Genomic DNA, 23,493 nt, shown 5'->3' on the forward strand with positions numbered 1-23,493 from the left:
AAAAATTATGTATTGTCTAAAACGATACAAGACGAGGTGAAGTACTTTCACTCTGGGTTATGCTGACAAATCTCCTCGCAGGCGTCTTCTACTTTTTGTGTTGCCCGTTCAAATTCTTCTTTTTCTTTTTGACGCAATTCTTGAAGTTTCTCAGGGTCTGTTTCTTTTGCAATGGCTTCCCGTATTTTGGTGAGTTCACCACTAAATTTTGGGAATTTTAGTAAAGTAGAATTACATTTATTTTTACAGTCACTACGGGTAGATGCCCTCATTTGTGTCCAGGCAGATGTAGACAGGATCAAAGCGCAAGCCAGAATCAATAATTGAATTTTTTTAATTTTCACGTTTGAAATTTCTCTTGGTATTTTTATGGGAAATTCAAAAAAGTAATCTCATCACGAGATGACTTTCCTGGTTGAGCCGACTATCACTTGCAATATCCCGCGCAGGTACTAACCAACAATCAGTGTTTCCTCCGTTCATAGATTCCAATGCGGGCCAGACAAAACACAAACAGAAGAACTGATTTGCGACAGAAAGTTATCTATTGAACTAGCTTCAATGGACTAAACCCGAATATAAAGCATTTTTTGCATCAAAAAATATGTTTAAAGAATTATTTTTTGCAATGTTTTATTACGCAAATTCCAGTACCTTCGGGCTTAAATAACAGTACTTTTAGCCGCCATTAACCTGCAAGGACTCCTGATAGGACGCCTGCGTTCAACCTGGTCTGACCTGAATGGGAGGCAAAAATTCGCACACTGCATGGAGAGCCAGTTGTAGACATTTCCAATTTTTGCACTGAAAAAACCGGACCTATGCAAATCTGATTGGAAGCAGTTTGCAACCTGCAACAAACGCCACTGGATTCCAGCCAAAAACACGCTGGAATGACGTCATGATCAATGCTGTAAATTTACGTATATTGAGCCAAATAAGCCCCCTCAGGATTTTTTATCCGATAAGTTGTACACTAAGCCCCACCTTGATTCAGTAACAATACTTCACCGCAAGCCCCGCACAGACGGCGCTGAATTGGAAAGGCATTACCAAGTATCAAAAACAGGCCCATGCGGTTTGCCGATTGAATTTCTTGACCTGACGACCATGCCCGAATCAAACCGTTTGAACAGCGCCACCACCGCAGAACGCACGACACCGGCACACATCATCCATGAACTGGAAACCGGCCTGCTGGCCGATGCTGCCCACACATCGCCCAAGTATTTTTATGATGCGGTCGGTTCAGTATTGTTTGAAGCCATTTGCGTACTGCCAGAATATTATCCAACCCGCACCGAAGCAGAAATTTTCACCCGTCACATGGCCGACATGGCGCATGTCATCGGTTCTGGCGGCAGCCTGATTGATCTTGGCGCTGGCAATTGCGCCAAGGCAGCGCGCCTGTTCCCAGTCCTGCATCCTGATCAGTATGTACCCATCGATATTTCTGTCCATCATTTGCAGGATGCCGTACGGCGTCTGCAACAGCGTTTCCCGCACATAGAAATGACGGCGCTAGGGCTGGATTTGTCGCAAGACTGGCAACTGCCCGCCGAAGTACGCAATGAAAAGCGCCTGTTTTTTTATCCCGGTTCTTCCATCGGTAATTTTGAACCGCATCAGGCGCTGACTTTCCTGCGGCATTTGCGCGCGGCCTGTGATGCTAATGGTGGCATTTTGATCGGGGTCGACCTGATCAAGGACAAGGCACTGCTGGATGATGCCTATGCCGATACCCTGGGTGTGACGGCAGCATTCAACCTCAATTTGCTGCGACACATCAATCACTTATTACACAGCGACTTTGATGTGCGCCAATGGCAGCATGAGGCGTATTTCAATACCGCCAAATCACGCATAGAAATGCATTTACGCGCCAGGGAAAATATCCGCGTCAGTTGGCCAGGCGGGTACCGGAATTTCATCAGGGATGAACACATCCATACCGAAAACAGTTATAAATACAGCATAGACAGTTTTGTGAACTTGCTGACAGAAGCAGGCTTTTCACATGTCAGCCACTGGACCGATGCCAACGCATGGTTTGCCGTAATTTATGCCAAAGCAGCCTGAGCCACACCAGGAGAACCATCGCATGCAGCACGCAGACATCATTGATCGCTGGCAGCAGGTACGTCAACGCTCGCTTGCGATTGCAGCCCCCCTGTCAGCAGAAGATTGCATGGCCCAATCCATGCCCGATGCCAGCCCCATCAAATGGCATCTGGCACATACTACCTGGTTTTTTGAAACCTTCATCCTGGAACAGTTTGAAGAGCATTTCCAGCCATTTCACCATGACTTTCGTGTTCTTTTCAATTCGTATTACAACGGCATAGGCGAAAAACATCCACGCCCGCAGCGCGGCCTGCTAACCCGTCCTCCTTTAGACATGGTGCTGGCTTACCGGCAACAGGTCGATGTACGCATACTGCGATGTTGTGACAGCATCCATGACCCATATTTTTTCCAATTATTGGAACTGGGTCTGCAACATGAACAGCAGCACCAGGAACTGATGTTAACAGATGTCAAGCACCTGCTGTCCTGCAATCCGCTTAACCCGGCACTGTATGCAAGCCCCGCCGACCTGCTGCCATCAGTGGCAACATGTACGACGCTGGCCTGGCAAAATTATGATGCCTGTCTTTGTGAAATAGGTCATCAAGGCACAGGCTTTAGCTTTGATAATGAAAGCCCGCGCCACCGCCAGTTTCTGGAGCCCTTCCAGCTTGCCACACGTCTTATCAGCAATGCTGAATACCTGGCCTTCGTGAATGATGGCGGTTACCGCAAGCCCGCATTGTGGCTGGCCGAAGGCTGGGATTGGGTGCGCCAGCATGACTTGCAACATCCGCTGTACTGGCATACTGATCCGCAAGGCTGGCAGGAATTTACCCTGTATGGCCTGCAAGCCCTGAAATTGCAACATCCTGTCAGCCATCTGTCTTATTTTGAAGCCAGTGCCTATGCAGTCTGGGCCGATGCGCGCTTGCCGACCGAAGCCGAATGGGAATACGCTGCCAGCCAGCACGAAACAGAAGGCCAGCTGAGTCAGCTATTTGATTCTTGCTGGCAATGGACCAGCAGCAGTTACAGCCCCTACCCCGGCTTTGTGCCAGCCACCGGTGCCGTCGGCGAATACAATGGCAAATTCATGGTCAATCAATATGTCTTGCGCGGCGCGTCTGCCTTCACTCCGGCAGGACATAGCCGCAACAGTTATCGCAATTTCTTCCCGGCGACGGCGCGCTGGCAACTCACTGGCCTGCGCCTGGCCCGTTCACAGCAAGACCCTGAGGAGTAATTTTTATGCCCACAGCAAAATGGAAAAATACCGTCATCGCCCAGGCCACGGATGCTGAAATCGTCAAGGTGGAAGGCAATATCTATTTCCCGATGAGAAGCGTGCATCAGGAATATTTGCGTGAAAGCGAAAAACACACGGTTTGCGGCTGGAAAGGTACCGCCAGTTACTACGACATCGTCGTCAATGAACAGGTCAACACCGACGCCGCCTGGACATATCCCACCCCCAAGGATGCGGCCAAAGAAATAGCCGGTTTCATCGCCTTCTGGCGTGGGGTAGAAGTGTCATCCTGAACACGCGTATGGCTTCAGGTCTTGTTTGTGCCATCAAAAAATCGGGCGAGAAGCTCAGTGCATCTCGCCTCGAACTTGCCATGTATTGCTTAGCACTTGTCAGCCCAGACGTTTTGCCGCCAGTGCATTGCCGGCGCGGCTGACCGCTTTGCGACCCAGATGCGCGGAAATAAATTGCCCGGCATCAACCACGGCATCCAGGTCTATGCCGGTATGTATACCCAGACCCTGCATCAGGAACAGGACATCTTCGGTGGACACATTGCCGGTCGCCCCTTTGGCATAAGGGCAACCACCCAGGCCAGCGACAGATGAATGGAAAATCGAGATACCGACTTCCAGGCTGGCATAGATATTTGCCAGTGCCTGGCCATAGGTATCATGGAAATGGCCGGACAAGGCTGCAATAGGAAAATCTTCGGCCACGCGCTGCATGACAGTCTGAACCTGCCAGGCCGTGCCCACACCGATGGTATCGGCAATATCGATTTCATCGCAACCCAGATCGCGCATGCGTTTGACCACATCAGACACGCTGTCCACGGCAACTTCTCCCTGATATGGGCAACCGAAAGAACAACTAATGCTGCCACGCAGGCGCAGCTTGTGCTGTTTTGCTGCCTGCGCCACATCACGAAAACGTTCTATCGATTCGGCAATCGAGCAATTGATATTTTTTTGCGCAAAGGCTTCAGAAGCCGAACTGAAAATCACCACTTCATCGGCACCGGCTGCCAGCGCCGCTTCAAAGCCCTTCATATTCGGTGTCAGCACAGAATAAATAATGCCAGGCTTGCGTGTAATACCAGCCATGACTTCTGCTGAAGTCGCCATTTGTGGGACCCATTTTGGCGATACAAAAGAGGCTGCTTCTATATTCACAAAACCGGCTGCGGTCAGACGATTGACCAGTTCGATCTTGACGTCGGCAGGAATGCTTTCTTTTTCATTTTGCAAACCATCACGTGGTCCGACTTCAACGATTTTGACTTGCTGCGGCAATGAGGTGTTCATCTGTTTTTCCTTTATATGCCAGCAACGATTCCGGCTGACAAGTTTGCGCCTCTCACTCACCTTGCTCAAATGAGCTGAAATAAGTTCTATAACTACATTTTACCCGCAGACCAGTGATTTGCCCCGCAAGGTGGAAATAATTACACGACATGCAACAACGACACGCCCAACTTCTCAAAATAAGGATCAAGCTTTTCTGCCAGCCGCGGTAAATTATAGCTGGGCACCTGAGGGTACAGATGGTGTTCAAGGTGATAAGACAGGTTGCATAACAGGGCAGGAATAATCTTGCCACGCAAGCTTCTGGCTTGCCCCAATAAGGCATTGCTGGGCCTGAAATGAGGCAGCCAGGCCGTTGTGATAGGGTACAGGCAACTGCCTAGCCACATAAAAATAAAATAAATCAGCGGTGCCATGGTTATTGAGGACAGCATGATGGCCATGATCAGGAACAGGACAGGAATAAACAGCTCGACCAGCATCCAGCGTTTTTGCTGCTGGCTTTTGGCCAGTCCATACGCATGCCGCCAGTGTTTTACGAGATATAGTGGGCCGATTGCCAGGGCCTGCAAAAAACGCATGCGTGCAGGACTACCTTCAAAATCGTTCTCTTCCAGACAGTGGCTATGGTGGTGCAAATGCGCCTGGCGGAAAGCATGACCGCTTTCCAGCAATAACAGGCTCATGCCAAACAATACCCACTCAGTGGTACGTGGTTTGAATCCGGCGGCACCATGCAGTACATCATGGGTGAAGGTGACCGATATCAGGAAATGAACCAGAAAGATCAGCGGCAACAGCAGATACAGATGTCTGATGTAGATCACCACAAACCCTGCGAGTGTCAACAAGGGTAATAAGGGCCATATCACTCGCTGCATTCTGCTTGCCACCAGCAAATCACCACCCAGTTTGCTCAGGCTGGGTAAGCCAGCTTCACGACGATTAAGATGGCCGTGCCCATTCCCATGTGCTGGTTGTGCTATCGGGATAAATATAGGTGAAGCGGCAGCGCGGGTGTTAATAGAAACGGCCGGATGCAATAATTGAATGGTAGTCATACGTGCTCTCCCGCTTAAGCACGCAACAAATTAAATATGAATAAATAGACGTAAAAGATAATGATGATGAACGTCCATTCCGTCCCCGCTTTTCTGATCCCCCAACGTTGAAATGCATACACAATTGCAGCATACAGATGTTGCATAACCGAAATCGACATCCGGACCAGAGGATAAACAAGCAACAACGCTATGACCCAGCCACCTGGCACAAAAAATGACAACAATGCGGCAATACCCAGGACAATCCGATAACCAGTCAACAAGAACACATTGCGCGGACTCAAACCTGACATACGAAAACCCATTACATGCATGGCAAAATTAAATTTTTCGCCTTTGACTTTGGGGACACCAAACAGATACAGCGACAATATTGCATGTGCAATCAGCAAGCCAACATCCAGCAACAGACAATTGGCGATAGGTGCGTGAACAAAAAATTGTATAAGTGGTGTCACCAGCATGGTCCACGCCAGCAGACGGTTCAGCTTGATCAGATTGGCACGCGACAGGATGGGAAAATGAACGATGGAATTAGTAGGAATATTCATGATGGCTTTCTGGCGCAATAAGTAAAAACGGTTCATTTGTGCGGCAGACCTGGTATGTGAAATGCAGAAGCTGCCTGATACCGTATTCGCAAGCGACATGCCATCTGAAGATTTTTTCTAAGTCATTGTTTCTTAAAGAAATTAATGTAAAGACCCAACACCAGCTGTAAGTTTGCTATATAGTTGGCCCCAAATTACTATCAAGATTGTTGACAACTATCAGCCATGGATGCCTATAGACTTTATTTTTTCTCGCTCGCGCTACAAGGCTGTGTCAGCCCCTTGCTGGCTATCTGGCTATGGGTAAAAGCAGGACGGCAACCCGGCATGAAGGCCCTTGCCCTATTTTGTCTCTGGATAGGCATTTGGGCTTGTGGACAACTGGCGATCAATCTTGGTGATCATGATCTGGGCCAGTTTGGAAAAATGCTGGTCAATACCGGCCCGCTGAATGCAGTCTTCTTTCTGCATTTCGTGTACAGCTTTCTGGGCTACCTGCGGACGCGGCAGTTACTGATCTGGTATGCCATCGCAGCCGCGATCGTAATTGGTCTGGCGATATTTGATATGGGACAGTTGTTGCCCTGGCTGGAATTCAAACGCTATTACGTATTTCCAGTCTGGGGCTGGATACCTGGCCTGTTCGTCAGTGGCCTGAGCATATGGGCATATATCGTGCTGTTGTTGGCCTGGCCAGCGGCAGCACTTAAAAAACGCCGGCAAATCCTGGCACTGTGCCTGTCTGGCGTATGGGGATCGGCATCGACGTTGATGTTTTTGAATGCCTCATTCAATATTCCGATTTTTCCTTACAGTGTGATCTTGCTGCCGTTTTATGCCGTATTGCTGGTGTTCGGCATACTGCGTTACGACTTGATGGCAGTCAATCTGTGGGCCAATCGTCTGCTCGCCTGGTTGGCTCTGGGTGTCATCACAGTTGCCATCGTCAGCCTGTTGCTGAGTCTGGTGGCCCGTACCGGTATTACGGCACTGGCAGCGATTCCGTTGTGGCAATTGTGGCTGCTGGGTACCGTCATGCTGTTAAGTATGGTGACAATGGAAAGACCGACTCGCCGCATCATGGAAAAACTGATCTTCCCCGGTGCACACCTGGAAGCCGAGGTACTCGCACAATGGCGTCAGCAACTGGAAGCCGCTGCCAGTTGGGAGCAACTCGCCAGCATCGCCACCAGGCTGCTGGAAACCCATTTACAGCAACCCATGCCGGTTCTGATCGCACCCGGCGATCAGATGGCAAGCGCCTTGCCAGGACAGCCCTGTGTGCATTGTTACCGTATCTCTGAACGTAAGACAGGACAAGCGACCTGGAATTATGCTTTACCCGGCTGGGAAGGTGCCACCCCCAGCGTGCAAAAAGTCGGTGCCGTTTTTGCCGAACTGCTGGTGGCAGCAGCAGGACGGCTGGATCAGTTGCTGCGCTATGCAGAACAGGAAAAACAGCGCCTGCAACAAGCACATCTGCTGGAACTGGGCGGACTGGCAGCGACGGTAGCACACGAGTTACGCAATCCCCTGAATATCATCAGCATGGCAGCCGTATCCAGCCCATCAGACGCACGCGCAGAAATTCGCACGCAAATAGAAAGGGCCGATCACCTGATTCAGGATCTGCTCAGTTATTCTGGCGAGGTCCGGCTGAATTGTCAGGATGTGAGCATGGCCGAATTACTCAACAGCCTGGTGAGCAACCAGTCAAAAACCGCCATGGCTGCTGGCGTGCAGATAGAACAGGCGGTAGATACCAGCCTGCTGGTCTGCATAGACCGCAACCGCGCTGAACAAATCCTGGGGAACCTGCTGAACAATGCCCTGGCCATGTTGCGTGGACGGCCAGATCCATGCATACGCATAGAAGCAGAAGCCATTCCTGCGATCGGCATGGCAAGGCTGCGGGTATGTGATAACGGGCCAGGCGTAGCGCCCGACCTGGTGGCCGATTTATTTCAACCCTTCAAGACACGCAGGCCAGGTGGTACCGGCCTGGGGCTGGCGATAGTACGCCGCCTGACCGAAGCCCATGGCGGCACAGTAAGCCTGGTCGCTTACCCCGGCTGGAACTGCTGTTTTGAACTTTACTTACCTCTTGCATCATGAGCACACAAAGTATCTTGCTGGTGGATGATGAACCAGCCTTTCAACGTCTGTGCGGCAACTGGCTGGCGGGGCTGGGCTACACCGTCAAACTTGCCGCCACGGCAGAACAGGTACACGCACTGCTGGCCTGCAACAGCTTTGATCTGGTCTTGCTGGATCTGGCACTGCCACCGACATTCACACCTGATGAAGGCTTGGGCCTGTTGCCGCTGCTGACCCCGGTGCCGGTGGTGGTGATGACAGGTCATGCCGACCGGGAACTGGCCTTGCGCGCCATCAGTCTGGGGGCCTGGGATTTCTTGCCCAAGCCGCTCGACCCCGACATCCTGCGTGTAGTGGTGGAAAGAGCCATGACCAAACGCCGGCTGGAACGTGAGCTGGCAGAGTGGCGCGGCAAAGCCTTACCAGATGACAATACCATGGGTCTCATAGGCATCAGTAAGGAACTGGACGAATTGCGTTCACTGGTACGACGGATTGCACCTACTGATGTGCCCGTCATGGTGACAGGCCCCAGCGGTACCGGCAAGGAACTGGTGGCACGTGCCCTGCATGCACATGGTAAACGGGCGGCGAAATCATTTATCGCCGTGCACTGCGGTGCCATACCTGCCGAATTATTTGAGAGTGAATTATTTGGCCATCGCAAGGGCAGCTTTACCGGCGCAGACCGCGACCGCATAGGCCTGATTGCCGCTGCCGATGGCGGCACCCTGTTCCTGGATGAAGTAGGCGAAATGCCGCTTGCCATGCAAGTCAAACTATTACGCTTTTTGCAGTCCGGCAGTTTCTTTGCCGTTGGTGCACGCGAAGAGCAGCATGTCGATGTACGCATCGTCGCAGCGACTAACCGTGATCTTGCCAGTATGGTGGAAGAAAAAAGCTTCCGTGATGATCTGTACTACCGTCTCAAAGGCATACAAATGCGCACCACGGCATTGACTGACCGGGCAGAGGACATTGCCCTCATCGCGCAAGCCATCAGTGCAAGGTATTCACCGCCGAAACGCCTTACCGCCACGGCACTGGAATGGTTAAGCTCGCGTCCGTGGCCAGGTAATGTCAGGGAATTACAGCACTGCCTGCAAACGGCAGCCGCATTGGCAGGTGAACAACCGGATATTGCCGTAGATGATCTGGCACTGGCCTGCGGTGAAGTGTCGCCACCAGCACAAAATGAAGTCGCAGGTTTGCTGGAAGAGCAAGTGGCCAGTCTGGAGAAACGCCTGATCGTAACTGCGCTGGAAGACAATAAACACAATCACACGCATGCCGCCAGGCAACTGGGTATCTCACGCGTAGGCTTGCTGAATAAAATGCGCAGGCATGGCTTGCGCTGAATAAATCTAGGCCGTTCCTGCAAATATACGGCTCAGGTGTAATACCGGTATGCGGCTGCCCTGCTGGTCAAAGCAGGAAATCGCCATTTCCTGCCAGGCTGGATGTTCGTCTTCGAGATCACTGGCCTGACTGTCATCAACCAGTACACGCACCGGCGGTGCCGACAGGTGGATCGCCCCCAGACCGGCGCTATTGCTGAGCTGATCATGATAAGCAACCAGCGCCAGGATGTTACCTGTGCAAGCCTGGCCACCCAGGCGCAACGGCAGTTGCATGACCGGCACCACCCGTTTTTTCCAGAAGATTACCTCGCGCATATGGCTGGGCGCTAGCGGTACTTCAAAACTGTCAGGGGCATCAATAATCTGTATCAACTCACGCTGACCGATGGCGACGCGTTTGCCATCCCCCACATCCAGCAGCCAGGCAGTAGCGATTGACATGATTACCTCTCCTGCTTCTGTTGAGCCAGTGCCAAAGCCAGCGCACCGAACTGCAATAAACGTCCGGCATCGGTAACACAGGCCAGACCTGATTCAAATGGCATCAATGCCTGTACCGGCGTGTCATTGCAGCGCATCGCCATGGGCAGGGAATAATCCGCGATATCAAGCTGGTTCAAAACCCGCACGTCATCACACAGTAGCCCCAAAAAGCCACTGCCGGTGGCCAGCATGACACAGGCACGACGTGCCGGCGGTAGTGTGTCCAGCACGCGGAATTCGCCATCAATACAAACTACCGGCCAGCGCTGTCCAAGGTAGGCAATGCGACCCAGTGCATGGGCTGGCGGGTCCTGCATATCCATGTCAACCACGGATTCCACTGAGCAGATATCACCTTGCGGCAGCATCAGTTTCAAACCTTCAATACGCAGCAGGATACGGTTTCTGGTTTCCTGTCTCATGCCTGGCATCATCGCGCCCATGTTCATACCCCTGTCGAAGGATCAGTCAGACGGTTGGTCAGACGATTGGTCAAGCGATTAATATGCTGGAGCAGTGCATCTTCGCTGAAGGGTTTGACCAGATAGGCATCGACACCGGCGGCATCGCCCTGCTGGCGGTGTTTTTGGGTGGAACGTGAAGTGATCATGATGATGGGGATATGTTTTTTCAATTTGCGGGCACGCACATGGCTGGTCAGTTCCAGCCCATTCATGCGTGGCATTTCCATGTCCACCAGTATCACATCAGGCAAGGCTTCATCGATCAGGGCAACGGCTTCCAGGCCATCAATCGCGGTACGCACTTCATAACCGGCATCACGCATGATCTGTGCGCTGGCACGACGGGCGGAAAGGGAATCATCGACCACCAGTGCAGTCCTAACATGCATGGCCTGTGCTTCGCCATGTACCGGCAAATCTGTCCGTTCATCGTCTGTGCGCATGTCTTGCTGCATGGTGGCACGCAGCAATTCAGGCAAATCAATCACTGGTGCGACACTGCCGTCACCCAGAATAACGGCACCGATAGTGCCCTGAATTTTAGGTACATAGCGACCAAATTTTTTGACCACGACTTCACGGCCATCAACCAGTTCCTGTACCTGTATGGCACAGGTGGCACCGGTATCGGTACTAATCAGCAAAACCGGATAGCCATGCGCCTGCACATCACGGCTCTTGCCCTGCATGCCCAGCAACTTGTCGAGCTTCAGCAATTGATGCACGGTGTCATCAACCCGATACACGGGTTGATCTGCAATCATGTCGATTTGCGCGTCAGTGATGTAATGGATGTCGAGGATGCGGCGGCTGGAAATTGCCATCATGTTGCCACCCACCCTGGCCATCAGGGTATGTTCCGACAACAGACTGGCTGGCAGACGCAATTCCACCACCAGACCCTGACCGGCGACGGAACGCAGGTTCAGGGAGCCTTTCATTTCCAGTATGCGGGAATGCACCATGTCCATGCCTATGCCACGACCAGATGTTTGCGTGCTGGCATCCCTGGTAGAAAAACCGGGCATCAGGATCAGCCTTGCCAGTTCTTCATCCGAAAGGACACGGTCAGCACTGATGAGTTTTCTCTTCAGGGCAGTACGACGTATGGCGGCATAATCCAGTCCGGCACCATCGTCACGGCAGCGCACGACGATGGAATTACCTTCACGGGCAAAGCTCAGTTCTATCAGTCCGGCGACCGCTTTCTTTTGCTCCAGCCTGGCAGAAATTGCTTCCATGCCGTGATCCACCGCATTGCGCAAGATGTGCATGAGCGGATCAGTCAGGTCATTCAGCATATTGCTGTCGATATTGGTATTCGCGCCGAGTATCGTCAGGTTGACCTGTTTGTCCAGCAGACGGCAGGTCTGACGCACGCTGCGTTGCAGGCGTGACACCACGGTCGTCACCGGCACCAGGCGCGTACGTATCACGGCATGCTGGTTTTCCATTTGCAGGCGACGCTGCACTTCCAGCAATTCGGCCAGTGAATGCAATTGTTCATCGATGTGATTCGACATTTCGAAGGCATCGGTGCGCGCCTCTACCAGCTGGGCAGTGATGGTGTGCAATTCGCTATAGCGTTCGAACTCCAGCGGATCAAAGTCACCATCTGTCATGCTGGTGTTGGAGCTGGCGATTTTCTGCGGGCTGCTCATGCCGCGCACGTCGACCAGGTTTTCCAGATCGGCGATCAGTTTCTGGAACAGGATGTCCTGCTTCTGTATGGCTTTTGATTGTTTCTGTGTCTGTTTCAGCTGTTCCTGGATTTGCGCATTCGAAATCACGTTTTCACCAGCCAGGCGCAATAATTCATCGACGACTTTGGCCGGTACACGCAACATCGGTTCGGAAGCATGCGAGCCAGGCTCAACCAGATCCAGCACCACGCCTTCGGATTGCGCAACCGATACAACAGCAGATATGTCCTGGCTTTCTTCCGGCATGGTATGTTCTGCAACACGCTGGACAATATGCTCACCACTCTGCATCATGCGCACACAATCACAGACTTGCTGCAAGACTTCCTGTGCCTGGGCCGGTGCCGGGCCTGCATCCATAACTGCTTCGCCCATGGCTTCCAGGCAATCGCCCGCTTCGGTCAGTACTTCGGACAAGGCCCTGTCAGGCAAGCTTTGCTGATTGCTCAGTACGATCAGCAAATCTTCCAGATGATGAGTCAGATTGGCGATACCGGCAATGCCTACCGTATTGGCCGCACCTTTCAGTGTGTGGGCAGCCCGCTTGGCCTGTTCCACGTCCTGCATTTTGCCTGTGCCACTGGCCAGTTTCTCAATGGCCGAGGTGAAACTGGCAACCTGGACAGGCAGTTCCTGCAAGAGGCCGTCGAATAGTTCCGTGTTCAGATCATTCGGCAATTGTACGGATACATCAGCCGCACTGATGATGCTTGGCGCACTGTCTTCCTGCTGACTCGCTTCCAGCACCCTGACATCGATGAGGCGGGCAAACAGGCTGTCATCCCATTGCACGGCATCCGCTGGCCAGGATGGGTCCATGACCAGTTCCATCAATTCCAGTGCGGGCACTTCTGCTAGCGGATTTTCGAGGTAAGCGAGCAGCCTTGCTGGCAAAGTCGTCAGCAGCACATGCTGGTGTTCATCGGGTTTTGCATTCAGTGCAGACAATTGCTGTGCCAGGATATTCAATACCTGTTGTAACGCGATCAGACCCACGGATTCTGCAGTGGCACCTATGCGCGACAGGGCATCGCCGTAATTTTGCAGGGCTTGCATTGTTTCTGCGCTGGAGGCATCCAATGCCTGCACGGCATTCAGGTCTTCCGTCAGCATGTCGGCCATGAGGCTGAATTCTTTGGCAAACAATGTCAGCATGTCGCTACTGATTTCCTGTTCAGCAGCAGAAACAAGTATAGAAACAGGCGCGGGTGCGTCCGAAGACATTGTTACGTCTGCCTGCACCTGTATTTCCGCTGCTACCCGGGATGCGTCAGTGTCAGACCCTGCGACTGATTCATGCTCGCCCATCCATGCCGCATCATAGATAACATCCAGCATGTTCGCGGTCAGATCAGGATTGGCCGGGTCGGTAATGCCATCCATCAGCAATAGCGGAAAGCGGTTCAGCAATCCCAGTTCGGATTCATTCACGGGACGTGCTACTGCTGATCTTTGTGTCACTACGGCGGCAAATGCATGACAGGCGTCGGCAATCGCTTCCATCGCCGGAGCGGATGCGCAACTGGAAAATACCAGCAACTGTGCTGCATAGGCTTGCAGGGTAAGGGCATCATGCTCGCCGCCCTGGGCAAATTGTTCATCGGCTGTCAGGCTCATGATGAGTGCATCCAGCGCATCATGCAGGCTGGAGATTGGGAGCGGATCAGCTAATGGCTCGCCCTGCAGTGATTGCAGTACGGCTTCCGCCAGACTGAAATCCTGCTCATTGTGGGGAACAGACAGTGGCACAGGCAACGACATGCTATAGCTGGCGCTCGTATAAGAGGCACCATCGAGGGTGGAATCCATCAGCAGGTCGCCTGTAGCAACCAGGAACAGAGGTGGAGGTTCATCAATTTCCTCATCAGAGGTGAGCGGATCCGTGCAAAGCAACTGGCGCAATTCGCAGGAATCAACCTGATTCAATGGCAGGGGCCAGCTGGCAGTGGACAGATGGGCGATCAGGGTTTCTATATTGCGGTCGCCATGATTCAATGCATGGCTGGCCAGCAGGTCTGGCCATTCACTCAGCAAAAAATATTCTTCATCACTGAGCAGGCGGTTCTGGTTATGCAGATTGATCAGATTACGTTCTATCAGCGCGCAGACCCAATGCAGGCCCGGCATATCGGCAGCACTGGCTGCGGCACGTATGCGCCGTAACTGTTCGATATAGCAAGCCAGCACATTGCTGACATCGGCCACGTTAACCGAATGGGTAGCATCAGTCTCCATAAGCTTGAATACCTCGTCCAGCGCACCGAGGACGACATGACTGAAATCTGCCGAATGGGTTTCTAGCTGTTCCATGATGCCTCAGACGAGTAATGGTGGAAATGACGAAAATAGAAGAAGAGGAAGGGAAGAAAAAATCCGGCAGCAAACCATGCCGCCGGCAAGCCGACCCTCTTTGTACCCTTTGTACCCTTTTTACCCTTTGTACCCTTTGCAACGCTATATCAGGCAGCCAGTTTGAACACGCGCACCGTAGACAACAGCATCCTTGCGTATTCCACAAGATTGGTGGTTTGGGCTGACTGTTCATCGAGTTGCAGACTGGTTTCCTGATTGGTTTTCTTGATCTGTATCGCACGATCAAGCAAATCCTGGCTGGCCTTGGCCTGGCCATGAGATTTGACCGCAATCTGCTGTACCGACTGCACCAGTTCGGTAGTGGCGTTTTGGGTTGCCTGCATTTGCAGACCGGCCTGTTCTGCCAGACGGCTACCTTCCACCACCTGGGCAATGGCAGAGTTCATGGTGTTGACCGTGTCGGATGTTTCCAGCTGAATATTGTTGACCAGGCCAGAAATCTGTAGCGTTGCCTGACGCGCATTTTCTGCCAGCCTTTGCACTTCATCCGCAACCACCGCAAAACCGCGACCTGCTTCACCTGCAGACGCCGCATGCATACTCGCATTCAGGGCCAGGATGTGGGTACGTTCTGCAATCGCATTGATCAGGCCGACCACACCGGAAATTTCTTGCGAACGTTCACCCAGGCGTTTAATCCGTTTTTCTGTTTCGCGTATGATTTCACGTGTGCTGTTAATACCACCCACGGTGCTGGTTACCGTATCCATCGCCAATTGGGTGGAGCGTATCGCATTGTCCGCTGCACGGTTGCAGGTCTGTGCCAGATCAGCAATATTGCGCATTTCTTCAGAAGCGGTCGACAGGGACAGAGTAGTGTGTTCCACTTCCAGCCTTTCTTCTGCCGCCGCCGCCATCACGTTATCGGACTGAGCCTTCACTTTCATCGTCGCTTCCGTCACGTCGGCAGAAATATTACTTACGTCGCGCAGCACTTTCGCGGTTTCACTGGTCAGCATGTTCAGGGCGTCAGATACCGCGCCTGTCACATCGGCAGATACCGGCACTTTTACAGTCAGATCTTTACTAGCCAGTTGCGCCACCGCCTGCAACAGCACCAGAACGGATTCATTGAGTTTTTCATTTTCTTCTTCAATTGTCTTGCGGCTGGCTTCGCGTTCATCCACCATCTTGTCGAACTGGCGTGAGAGCTTGCCGATTTCATCCGGATGATTACTGCGGGCCCTGACGGTGGCATCACCCTGTGTCAATTTCTGCATAACCGCTACCAGATGTGATACCGGGCGGGTAATACTGCGCGTCATCCAGTACGCCACGCCAGCAGCCAACAAGATGGACAGGGCGGCAACCATGAACAATACGTTCTTGGCGTTCAGGTAAGTGGTATCCGCCGCCGCACCATCGGAATTCACCAATTTGGTTTGGTAATCGATCAGGTTATCCATGGAAGAAAACCATTTTTCCTGATCAGCTTGCAGATTGCCCAACAGCCAGGAAGTGGCTTCGGCCTTCTTGCCTTCCGTCGCCAGGCGCAAAAATTCTTTTTGTGAAGCACCATACTTGTTACGTGCATCGGTCGCGGTCTGGAAGATGCCTTTTTCTTCTTCGCTGGCGATCAGTTTTTCAAAGCCTGCGATATTTGCTTCCTGATTCTGCCTGCGTGACAAAATCAGTTGCTGTTCTTTCTCGACCATTGCCTGATCATTCAGTAACAGCATATTACGCATGGAACGCGCATTGGCATTGACATTGCCCAGCATCTTATAAGCCAGCACCACTTTCGGGTAGCTGCCGTCCACAATGCGGTGGGTACCGTCATTGATGGTTTTCAGATTGGATGTCGCCAGCCAGGCGGTGACTGCCAGCAATAACAACACGGCAGTAAAACCCAGACCAAGCCGGATACCGATATTCGGAGTACGTAATTTCATTTTGCTCTCCACGAAAAATACATCAACAAAGAACAGGCGGGCTTGCCTGTATTGCTGTTCTGATCTGTGCTTACTTGTTCTTACTTGTTCTTACTTGCTGCGGCTGAGTTTGTCGAAAAAACTTTCGTGATTAAAATCCAGCCAGACCCGCTCATCCAGCATGTAGGCTGCAGGCACATGTGCCTCCAGCGTGGCTGGCAGTTGCGGCAACTGCGCGATGCTGCGCAAGCCCACCAAAGGCTGCGGATAGCTATCGATCACCATACCGACGGCGTTGTCACCTTTGTCCAGTATGAGGAACAATTTATTCGGCGTAATGTCTGACCTGCGGCCGCCCAATACCAGACCCAGATCAAAGACAGGCACCAGATTGCCACGAAGATTGATCAGGCCCAGCAAATAGGTCGCTGCACCAGGCAAGGGAGCCAGGGCCTGCGCCCGTATCACTTCACTGCCAACCTCGGCCCTGACCAGCAGGTTCAGGGATGCCAGACGATAGCCGTAGCGCTTTCTTTCCACCACCGGTGCAGCATCGTTCCACAGCAAGTCACCCGGTGGGGCAAAACGCTGTAAGGCCATACTGGGTGGCAGCCATTCTTTGACTGGTCCGTTGCTGCTGGTGGAAAGTGCGCTCATGATGCGTCTCTTCAAAAAGTTCAGGCAGCGATCTTGAGCTGATCGATGATCTGGTCAGCGGTATAGGGTTTGGCAACATAGCCTTTTGCGCCTTGCAACTGGCCCCAGATGCGGTCAGCTTTTTGCGATTTGCTGCTGACAAAAACAATCGGTATGTCTTTGGTGGACGGGTCCTGGCTCAGGCTGCGACAGGCTTCGTAGCCATCCATTTCCGGCATGACGATGTCGAGGAAAATAATGGATGGTTTTTCTGCCTTGGCTTTTTCCAGCGTTTCCTTGCCGCTGGATGCGGTCACGACCAGATAACCGGCATCGGACAGTATGGTTTTGATATTGGCCAGTTCAGCCATGGAATCGTCGACGACTAGGGCTTTTTTCATGATTTGCTCCTGAGATAGGTGGTCACATTGCCAGTACCGTTCGGATGAACGGTACTTTTAAACAAAATTCTTGAACAGGAATTGCTTCAGGTACCCATGGCCAGGCCAGAGGCTTTTTCCATCGCAAAGGGAAGGTCGCCAGCAGTTAAACTCTTCTCCACCACGGCGCGAAACTTCAGGTGTTCCACAGGCTTGGTCAGGTAGCTGCTGCAACCCGACAATGAACCGCGTATGCGGTCAAAAGGAGAAGATTTGCTGGTCAGCATGACGACCGGCGTACGTTTGGTTTGAGGATGACGACGGATGATTTTGCAGATTTCATAGCCATCTGCACCCGGCATGACGATATCCAGGAAAATGATGTCGTAAGCCTTTTTCTCCAGCATCTGCAAAGCCTGTTCACCCGTCTCTGCGCAATCAGAAGCGATCTTCATGGCACGCAGTTCGAGATCAATTTTGATTCTGGCTGTCGGGCTGTCATCGATGATCAAAGCCCGGTGACCGGTCTGTAATACTGAAGCCGGTGCAGTTTTTTGCACCAGTGTCTGTACCACAGAAGAGGAAGTGTTAGCTGCATCGGTCGCTACTGCCGCTGCGCCTGGCATGACGCGGTCCAGCTCATCAGCGACCTGATCCAGCAGTGCCAGCATTTTGGTCGGAACCAGTGGATGCAGCAAATGGTGTTTGCCAGGCGTGGTCTGCCCGGCATTAGAGATAAATACGGTAGCAGGTTCAGGGATATTGCGAGACTCTATCAAGGTCTGCAAAGCAGCTCTGGCCTGCATATTGTCAGGATCAAGAATGACGATATCCGGATCAGCAGTATGCGTCGCATCAAACAGGGCATATGAATGCCTGCGGCCGCTTGCCATGGTTAAACTGAGTACACTACGAACCAGACGCAGTTCGTAATCTGACAATCCAAAAACACCAATAAGGACTTTTTTGGAAGCGCCGGAAAGCGCCATAGAATGACTGTTCATGAGCGACCTGCCTCTTAACGAAAAACCGCATGTGCGGATTACGGCATCTGGCTGCCCTGCGGTATTTTGCGAGGGCCCTCTAGTTTTGCGTCCCATCCTTTCGAATGGTTTGCCTTTGTACAAACATTGCTGTTTGTACGGTTTTTACTGCAAGATGGTCTATGTTGCCAACAACAAAAGCATCAAGGGACACATCACCAACAGCCACGTTGTGGCCGCTGCGATTTCAATGTAGATCAATTATTTGCAGCATTCAAGGAAAAATTTCACATTTTTTTGCTTTTCATTCTTCCATGCAAAATACATAATAATTAGAACTCATTTCATAAATAGGAGCGAGTGCGAACAAGACGATTTGGGATGTAGTGCAAGGCGTGACGCGCAGCTAAGGCTGGTGCCTTAGCAAGCGGCACAACGCTGCAATACGCCCAAATCGTCAGTTCCCGAAGGGTTTACCTCATAACGCGTGCTGGACTGCGTTGGACTCGTTGTCAATAGGCCTACTATTGACTGCCTCGTCCGCCTTGCCAGCCCACGTTATGAGGCAAACGCATCTCACCCCTATTTATGAAATGAGTTCTAGTACGGGCGACAGATTTTTGCGTAACGACTCAATACCTCTTGCATACCTGATTCTATGCATTCGACGATGACCGCATGGCCTATAGATACTTCCAGTATGCCTGGTATGTACAGGAATCTGGCCAGGTTATCAAGGTTCAGGTCATGCCCGGCATTCACGCCCAGGCCAGCATCCTGCGCGCGTTTGGCGGCAGCCACAAAGCCCTGGAAAATTGCTTCACCATGTGCCGTGCCAAAATGTTCTGCATACGGTTCGGTATATAACTCGACACGATCCGCACCCAGTTCTTTGGCCAGGTTCAGGTCCATGTTGTCATAATCAACAAACAGGCTGCTGCGTATGCCCAGGGCCTTGAGCTCGGCCAGCACCGGGCGCAAAAAATCTGCATCCTTGCGCAAATCCCAGCCATGGTCTGAGGTCAGCTGATCTGGCGCATCCGGTACCAGCGTGCATTGTGCAGGACGGTAGCGTTTGACGACATCCAGAAATTCCGGTGCAGGATAGCCCTCGACATTCAATTCCACACCTCGCGCCTGACACAGCGCACCCAGAGTTTCCACATCCGAATAGCGCGCATGTCTCTGGTCCTGGCGCGGGTGCAGGGTAATGCCCTGCGCCCCCAGATCCAGGCAACGGGCGGCAAAAGCCTGTACGTCCGGATAATTACGACCACGCGAATTGCGCAGCAGGGCGATTTTGTTGATGTTGATGGAGAGTGCGGTCATGTTGAGGTCAACTGGTTAGTCAAAATTTGAGGAAGATCCTGAGGACAGATTTTACTCCCTTGCGCTAATTCATTTACATATGCATCCTGGACCAGACATTATGTCTCGCCAATCACTTTACACAAGTAACACAGCCCGCCCATTTCTTGCTACATCTGTTTTATTCGCAAAAATATCGTTTTTTTTGCTCCCTCCCCTTCAAGGGGAGGGTTGGGGTGGGGATGGGTTTCCGACAATCAAACACTTATTGGATTAGCGACTGAAATCCATCCCCCATCCCTGCCTTCCCCTTGAAGGGTAAGGCAAAAACCGTATATTTAAAGAATAAAGCCAGCACAACAGTGCTGGCTTTACGGTTCAAGCTTCAGGCAAGCTTACTGCTGAAACGCCAGCAACTGCGCCCCTTCCGTTACCTGATCACCAATCGCATACAAGACTTCATCAATCACACCGTCATGCGGTGCAGAAATGGTGTGTTCCATTTTCATGGCTTCCATGATCAGCAGGGCATCGCCCTTCTTCACTTCCTGCGCCTTGTTGACCAGTACGGCAACGATTTTGCCCGGCATGGGAGCAGTCAGGCGACCAGTTTCGGCCTCGGCTTCGCCTGCATGTGCCAGTGCATCAATGTAATGCAGGTCTGTATGTCTGCCCTGGCTGAACACATGGAAGTGTTCGCCGTCACGCACCACGGTGGCAGCGACAGTCTGGTCTGCAATCTTGATGACAATATCATTCTCATCGGCCAGTGCCAGGCTAACATGTGCGACGGCATCACCAAGCTGCACTTGCCAGCCATCAGCCAGATACGTCACCTGCACCTGATGCGCCTGTTCTTCTTCGGTGAATTGCAGACTACGTTGCAGCAGGCTATTCATGCGCCAGCCATGGCTGGATTGCCAAGGGTCATTGCTGTTGTTACTTGAGGATTTTTCTGAATTCAGCAGGGACACGGCCGCCAGCGCCAGTGTCGTCAGACTCGCTGCTACCGGTGCAGGAAACAGTTCTGCCTGATTGCGTTCTATCAAACCCGTATCGAGGTCAGCGCCAGAAAAAGCCGTGCTGGTGACCAGACGTGACAGGAAGGCGATATTACTGTTCAGGCCGACGATCTGGTATTGCGCCAGCGCCTGCGCCATGCGTGCCAGTGCTTCTTTCCTGTCCTTGCCCCAGACGATCATCTTGGCGATCATGGGGTCATAGAAAGGCGAAATCGTGTCGCCTTCACGCACACCGCTATCGATACGGAAAGCCGCAGGATCAGTCGCACCACCGAGTTCAAAATTTACCGCAACAGGGGTGCGTGCATGACGCAATGTCCCTATCGATGGCAGGAAACCTTTTTCCGGATTTTCTGCATACACGCGCGCTTCTATGGCGTGACCATGGATCTTTAATTCGCTTTGTTGCAGAGGCAGTTTTTCGCCGGCAGCAACACGCAATTGCCATTCCACCAAATCAGTACCGGTGATCATTTCTGTCACAGGATGTTCAACTTGCAGGCGGGTATTCATTTCCATGAAATAGAAAGACCCGTCCTGGTTGGCGATGAATTCCACTGTACCGGCACCCACATAACCCACCGCTTTTGCGGCAGCCACGGCAGCATCGCCCATGGCAGCGCGGCGTTCTGCTGTCATGCCGGGTGCTGGTGCTTCTTCCAGCACTTTTTGGTGGCGGCGCTGTACCGAACAATCGCGTTCAAACAGATACACGCAATTGCCATGGGTATCCGCAAACACCTGGATTTCTATATGGCGCGGTCTTTGCAGATATTTTTCTGCCAGCACTTTATCGTCACCGAAAGAATTGATGGCTTCGCGCTTGCAGGATGCCAGGGCGTCCTTGAAATCAGCTGATTTTTCAATCACGCGCATACCCTTGCCACCGCCGCCGGCACTGGCTTTCAGCAGCACCGGATAACCGATACGATCAGCTTCGGTATGTAAAAAATCAGCATCCTGATTATCACCATGGTAGCCAGGCACCAGTGGTACATTGGCTTTTTCCATCAATGATTTGGCTGCCGATTTGCTGCCCATGGCTTCGATGGCTGATGCGGGCGGGCCAATAAAAGCTATGCCATTTTTGGCGCAGGCTTCGGCAAATTCACTGTTTTCCGACAGGAAGCCATAGCCAGGATGTATAGCCTGTGCACCAGTCGCCAGGGCAACTGCGATGATCTTGTCAGCACGCAGATAACTTTCCTTGGCAGCGGCAGGGCCGATCAGCACGGCTTCATCGCAGACAGCCACATGCTTGGCATTGGCGTCAGCCTCGGAATACACAGCGACAGTTTTAATGCCCATGCGGCGTGCGGTAGCAGCAACACGGCAAGCAATTTCACCACGGTTGGCGATAAGAATTTTAGTAAACATGTCTCTAACCTTTTGGGCGGATGTATTGGTTACGATAATTTTTTACGATATGTAGCCATTAAAGAAATGCAAGTAAAAGAATTAAACAAGTACTTGCCTTCCTCTGTGTCTCATTTTTCTCTTTGTGCTCAAATAAGCTCTGTGCTGAAGAAGTAAGGTCTTCCTCAAGAACAACTACCAGCCTTCGCCTCGACCTTGCCGCGCGTTTTCAAGCCCAGTTTATCCAGCAAGACACGGTCATCCTGCGCTTCCGGGTTGGCCGTAGTCAGCAATTTATCACCGTAAAAAATCGAATTCGCACCCGCCAGGAAGCACATGGCCTGCACGGCTTCACCCATCTGACGACGACCGGCAGACAAACGTACCCGTGCCTTTGGCATGGTGATGCGGGCGACGGCGATGGTGCGCACAAATTCCAGCGGGTCAAGTGGATCAAGTCCGTGTAAAGGTGTGCCTTCCACCTGGACCAGATGATTGACCGGTACCGATTCAGGATAGGGATTCAGGTTCGCCAGTTGTGCGATCAGGCCAGCGCGCTGGCGACGTGATTCACCCATGCCAACGATGCCGCCACAACAGACTTTCAAACCGGCGCTGCGTACATGGCCCAGGGTATCGAGCCTGTCCTGATAATCGCGGGTAGAAATGACGTTGCTGTAAAACTCGGGCGCTGTGTCAAGATTGTGGTTGTAATAATCGAGACCGGCATCTTTCAAACGCTGTGCCTGCTCTTCTTTCAGCATGCCCAGTGTCGCACAGGTTTCCAGGCCCATGGCCTTGACTTCACGCACCATGGTTTCGACTTTTTCCATGTCGCGGTCTTTGGGTGAACGCCAGGCAGCACCCATACAGAAACGGGTTGCGCCGTTTTCACGGGCGGCTTTGGCAGCGTCCAGCACTTCACGCACATCCAGCATTTTTTTGGCTTCGACACCGGTGTCATAGCGTGCCGCCTGCGGGCAATAACTGCAATCTTCTTCGCAGCCACCAGTCTTGATGGACAACAATGTCGCCAGCTCCACATCGCCATCCGGGAAGTTGGCGCGGTGTGCAGTCTGTGCCTTGAACATCAGGTCATTGAAGGGCAAATCAAACAGGGCCAGCACTTCATCCACGGGCCAGGTTTCAGCTTCGATTTTCTTGACCGGAGGCTGGAATTGCACGGCTTGCAAAGTCGTATCAGTAGCTTGCATCTTT

The 23,493-nt window shown here is 52.2% G+C and carries 19 protein-coding genes and 1 riboswitch; of the genes, 5 read left to right on the forward strand and 14 right to left on the reverse strand.

Translation table 11 applies throughout. The features are described 5' to 3' along the window. Positions 1-47 precede the first annotated feature (47 nt). Positions 48-344, reverse strand: coding sequence for a hypothetical protein (locus tag ACO0LK_RS18660; protein WP_422977660.1), 297 nt, complete (start codon positions 342-344; stop codon positions 48-50). A gap of 766 nt (positions 345-1,110) precedes the next feature. On the opposite strand from ACO0LK_RS18660, the gene egtD reads away from it, so the two are divergent. The 3 genes from egtD to ACO0LK_RS18675 are packed head-to-tail and all read left to right on the forward strand — an operon-like array spanning position 1,111 to position 3,609. Further along, entirely contained in the window at positions 1,111-2,079 is a 969-nt protein-coding gene (gene egtD / locus ACO0LK_RS18665) for an L-histidine N(alpha)-methyltransferase (RefSeq protein WP_422977662.1), read from the forward strand. Between the two features lie 22 nt (positions 2,080-2,101). Next, on the forward strand, positions 2,102-3,313 hold the full coding sequence (gene egtB, locus ACO0LK_RS18670) for an ergothioneine biosynthesis protein EgtB (RefSeq protein ID WP_422977664.1): 1,212 nt from the start codon (positions 2,102-2,104) through the stop codon (positions 3,311-3,313). Between the two features lie 5 nt (positions 3,314-3,318). Continuing rightward, entirely contained in the window at positions 3,319-3,609 is a 291-nt protein-coding gene (locus tag ACO0LK_RS18675) for a DUF427 domain-containing protein (RefSeq protein ID WP_422977666.1), read from the forward strand. Between the two features lie 99 nt (positions 3,610-3,708). Here ACO0LK_RS18675 and ACO0LK_RS18680 read toward each other — a convergent pair whose 3' ends face one another. The 3 genes from ACO0LK_RS18680 to ACO0LK_RS18690 form a co-directional block, all read right to left on the reverse strand. Beyond that, entirely contained in the window at positions 3,709-4,623 is a 915-nt protein-coding gene (locus ACO0LK_RS18680) for a hydroxymethylglutaryl-CoA lyase (protein ID WP_422977668.1), read from the reverse strand. Positions 4,624-4,763: 140 nt separating this feature from the next. Then, the gene (locus ACO0LK_RS18685; RefSeq protein ID WP_422977670.1) at positions 4,764-5,684 is read right to left on the reverse strand and encodes a fatty acid desaturase family protein; all 921 of its coding nucleotides are present in this window, start codon (positions 5,682-5,684) and stop codon (positions 4,764-4,766) included. Between the two features lie 14 nt (positions 5,685-5,698). Further along, on the reverse strand, positions 5,699-6,238 hold the full coding sequence (locus tag ACO0LK_RS18690) for a hypothetical protein (RefSeq protein WP_422977672.1): 540 nt from the start codon (positions 6,236-6,238) through the stop codon (positions 5,699-5,701). Positions 6,239-6,463: 225 nt separating this feature from the next. Here ACO0LK_RS18690 and ACO0LK_RS18695 point away from each other — a divergent pair, with 225 nt between their 5' ends. Continuing rightward, positions 6,464-8,353 (forward strand): ATP-binding protein, encoded by a 1,890-nt coding sequence (locus tag ACO0LK_RS18695; RefSeq protein WP_422977674.1) that lies wholly within the window; start codon positions 6,464-6,466, stop codon positions 8,351-8,353. Further along, complete coding sequence (locus ACO0LK_RS18700) at positions 8,350-9,693, forward strand: sigma-54-dependent transcriptional regulator (RefSeq protein WP_422977676.1); 1,344 nt, start codon at positions 8,350-8,352, stop codon at positions 9,691-9,693. The genes ACO0LK_RS18695 and ACO0LK_RS18700 overlap by 4 nt, the downstream gene beginning before the upstream one ends. A 6-nt stretch (positions 9,694-9,699) precedes the next feature. On the opposite strand, the gene ACO0LK_RS18705 is transcribed toward ACO0LK_RS18700, so the two are convergent. The 10 genes from ACO0LK_RS18705 to bioB all read right to left on the reverse strand — a co-directional run bounded on the left by ACO0LK_RS18705 (position 9,700) and on the right by bioB (position 23,489). Continuing rightward, entirely contained in the window at positions 9,700-10,137 is a 438-nt protein-coding gene (locus tag ACO0LK_RS18705) for a chemotaxis protein CheW (protein WP_422977678.1), read from the reverse strand. Between the two features lie 2 nt (positions 10,138-10,139). After that, positions 10,140-10,601, reverse strand: coding sequence for a chemotaxis protein CheW (locus ACO0LK_RS18710; protein ID WP_422977680.1), 462 nt, complete (start codon positions 10,599-10,601; stop codon positions 10,140-10,142). 23 nt (positions 10,602-10,624) lie between these two features. After that, positions 10,625-14,656 (reverse strand): hybrid sensor histidine kinase/response regulator, encoded by a 4,032-nt coding sequence (locus ACO0LK_RS18715; RefSeq protein ID WP_422977682.1) that lies wholly within the window; start codon positions 14,654-14,656, stop codon positions 10,625-10,627. 149 nt (positions 14,657-14,805) lie between these two features. Beyond that, a complete protein-coding gene (locus ACO0LK_RS18720) occupies positions 14,806-16,611 on the reverse strand; it encodes a methyl-accepting chemotaxis protein (RefSeq protein ID WP_422977684.1) in 1,806 nt (601 codons plus the stop codon). Between the two features lie 90 nt (positions 16,612-16,701). Next, positions 16,702-17,247: a chemotaxis protein CheW gene (locus ACO0LK_RS18725; RefSeq protein ID WP_186949506.1), complete on the reverse strand. Its 546-nt coding sequence runs from the start codon at positions 17,245-17,247 to the stop codon at positions 16,702-16,704. Between the two features lie 20 nt (positions 17,248-17,267). After that, a complete protein-coding gene (locus tag ACO0LK_RS18730) occupies positions 17,268-17,627 on the reverse strand; it encodes a response regulator (protein WP_422977687.1) in 360 nt (119 codons plus the stop codon). An 86-nt stretch (positions 17,628-17,713) separates the two neighbouring features. Further along, positions 17,714-18,610 (reverse strand): response regulator, encoded by an 897-nt coding sequence (locus ACO0LK_RS18735; protein ID WP_422977689.1) that lies wholly within the window; start codon positions 18,608-18,610, stop codon positions 17,714-17,716. A 39-nt stretch (positions 18,611-18,649) separates the two neighbouring features. After that, a riboswitch (cyclic di-GMP riboswitch) is annotated at positions 18,650-18,734 on the reverse strand. A 455-nt stretch (positions 18,735-19,189) separates the two neighbouring features. Further along, on the reverse strand, positions 19,190-19,918 hold the full coding sequence (locus tag ACO0LK_RS18740; RefSeq protein WP_422977691.1) for a pyridoxine 5'-phosphate synthase: 729 nt from the start codon (positions 19,916-19,918) through the stop codon (positions 19,190-19,192). Between the two features lie 374 nt (positions 19,919-20,292). After that, a complete protein-coding gene (locus ACO0LK_RS18745) occupies positions 20,293-22,296 on the reverse strand; it encodes an acetyl/propionyl/methylcrotonyl-CoA carboxylase subunit alpha (protein WP_422977693.1) in 2,004 nt (667 codons plus the stop codon). Positions 22,297-22,460: 164 nt separating this feature from the next. After that, a complete protein-coding gene (gene bioB, locus ACO0LK_RS18750; protein WP_422977695.1) occupies positions 22,461-23,489 on the reverse strand; it encodes a biotin synthase BioB in 1,029 nt (342 codons plus the stop codon). Positions 23,490-23,493 lie beyond the last annotated feature (4 nt).

Source organism: Undibacterium sp. Ji49W (genome assembly GCF_049340205.1).
GTDB lineage: Bacteria > Pseudomonadota > Gammaproteobacteria > Burkholderiales > Burkholderiaceae_D > Undibacterium.

What these genes read in the sequence shown, in the direction of transcription:
- egtD (WP_422977662.1), top strand. Translation starts at nt 1,111, where the DNA reads ATGCCCGAATCAAACCGTTTGAACAGCGCCACCACCGCAGAACGCACG.
- egtB (WP_422977664.1), top strand. Translation starts at nt 2,102, where the DNA reads ATGCAGCACGCAGACATCATTGATCGCTGGCAGCAGGTACGTCAACGC.
- ACO0LK_RS18675 (WP_422977666.1), top strand. Translation starts at nt 3,319, where the DNA reads ATGCCCACAGCAAAATGGAAAAATACCGTCATCGCCCAGGCCACGGAT.
- ACO0LK_RS18680 (WP_422977668.1), bottom strand. Translation starts at nt 4,623, where the DNA reads ATGAACACCTCATTGCCGCAGCAAGTCAAAATCGTTGAAGTCGGACCA.
- ACO0LK_RS18685 (WP_422977670.1), bottom strand. Translation starts at nt 5,684, where the DNA reads ATGACTACCATTCAATTATTGCATCCGGCCGTTTCTATTAACACCCGC.
- ACO0LK_RS18690 (WP_422977672.1), bottom strand. Translation starts at nt 6,238, where the DNA reads ATGAATATTCCTACTAATTCCATCGTTCATTTTCCCATCCTGTCGCGT.
- ACO0LK_RS18695 (WP_422977674.1), top strand. Translation starts at nt 6,464, where the DNA reads ATGGATGCCTATAGACTTTATTTTTTCTCGCTCGCGCTACAAGGCTGT.
- ACO0LK_RS18700 (WP_422977676.1), top strand. Translation starts at nt 8,350, where the DNA reads ATGAGCACACAAAGTATCTTGCTGGTGGATGATGAACCAGCCTTTCAA.
- ACO0LK_RS18705 (WP_422977678.1), bottom strand. Translation starts at nt 10,137, where the DNA reads ATGTCAATCGCTACTGCCTGGCTGCTGGATGTGGGGGATGGCAAACGC.
- ACO0LK_RS18710 (WP_422977680.1), bottom strand. Translation starts at nt 10,601, where the DNA reads ATGAGACAGGAAACCAGAAACCGTATCCTGCTGCGTATTGAAGGTTTG.
- ACO0LK_RS18715 (WP_422977682.1), bottom strand. Translation starts at nt 14,656, where the DNA reads ATGGAACAGCTAGAAACCCATTCGGCAGATTTCAGTCATGTCGTCCTC.
- ACO0LK_RS18720 (WP_422977684.1), bottom strand. Translation starts at nt 16,611, where the DNA reads ATGAAATTACGTACTCCGAATATCGGTATCCGGCTTGGTCTGGGTTTT.
- ACO0LK_RS18725 (WP_186949506.1), bottom strand. Translation starts at nt 17,247, where the DNA reads ATGAGCGCACTTTCCACCAGCAGCAACGGACCAGTCAAAGAATGGCTG.
- ACO0LK_RS18730 (WP_422977687.1), bottom strand. Translation starts at nt 17,627, where the DNA reads ATGAAAAAAGCCCTAGTCGTCGACGATTCCATGGCTGAACTGGCCAAT.
- ACO0LK_RS18735 (WP_422977689.1), bottom strand. Translation starts at nt 18,610, where the DNA reads ATGAACAGTCATTCTATGGCGCTTTCCGGCGCTTCCAAAAAAGTCCTT.
- ACO0LK_RS18740 (WP_422977691.1), bottom strand. Translation starts at nt 19,918, where the DNA reads ATGACCGCACTCTCCATCAACATCAACAAAATCGCCCTGCTGCGCAAT.
- ACO0LK_RS18745 (WP_422977693.1), bottom strand. Translation starts at nt 22,296, where the DNA reads ATGTTTACTAAAATTCTTATCGCCAACCGTGGTGAAATTGCTTGCCGT.
- bioB (WP_422977695.1), bottom strand. Translation starts at nt 23,489, where the DNA reads ATGCAAGCTACTGATACGACTTTGCAAGCCGTGCAATTCCAGCCTCCG.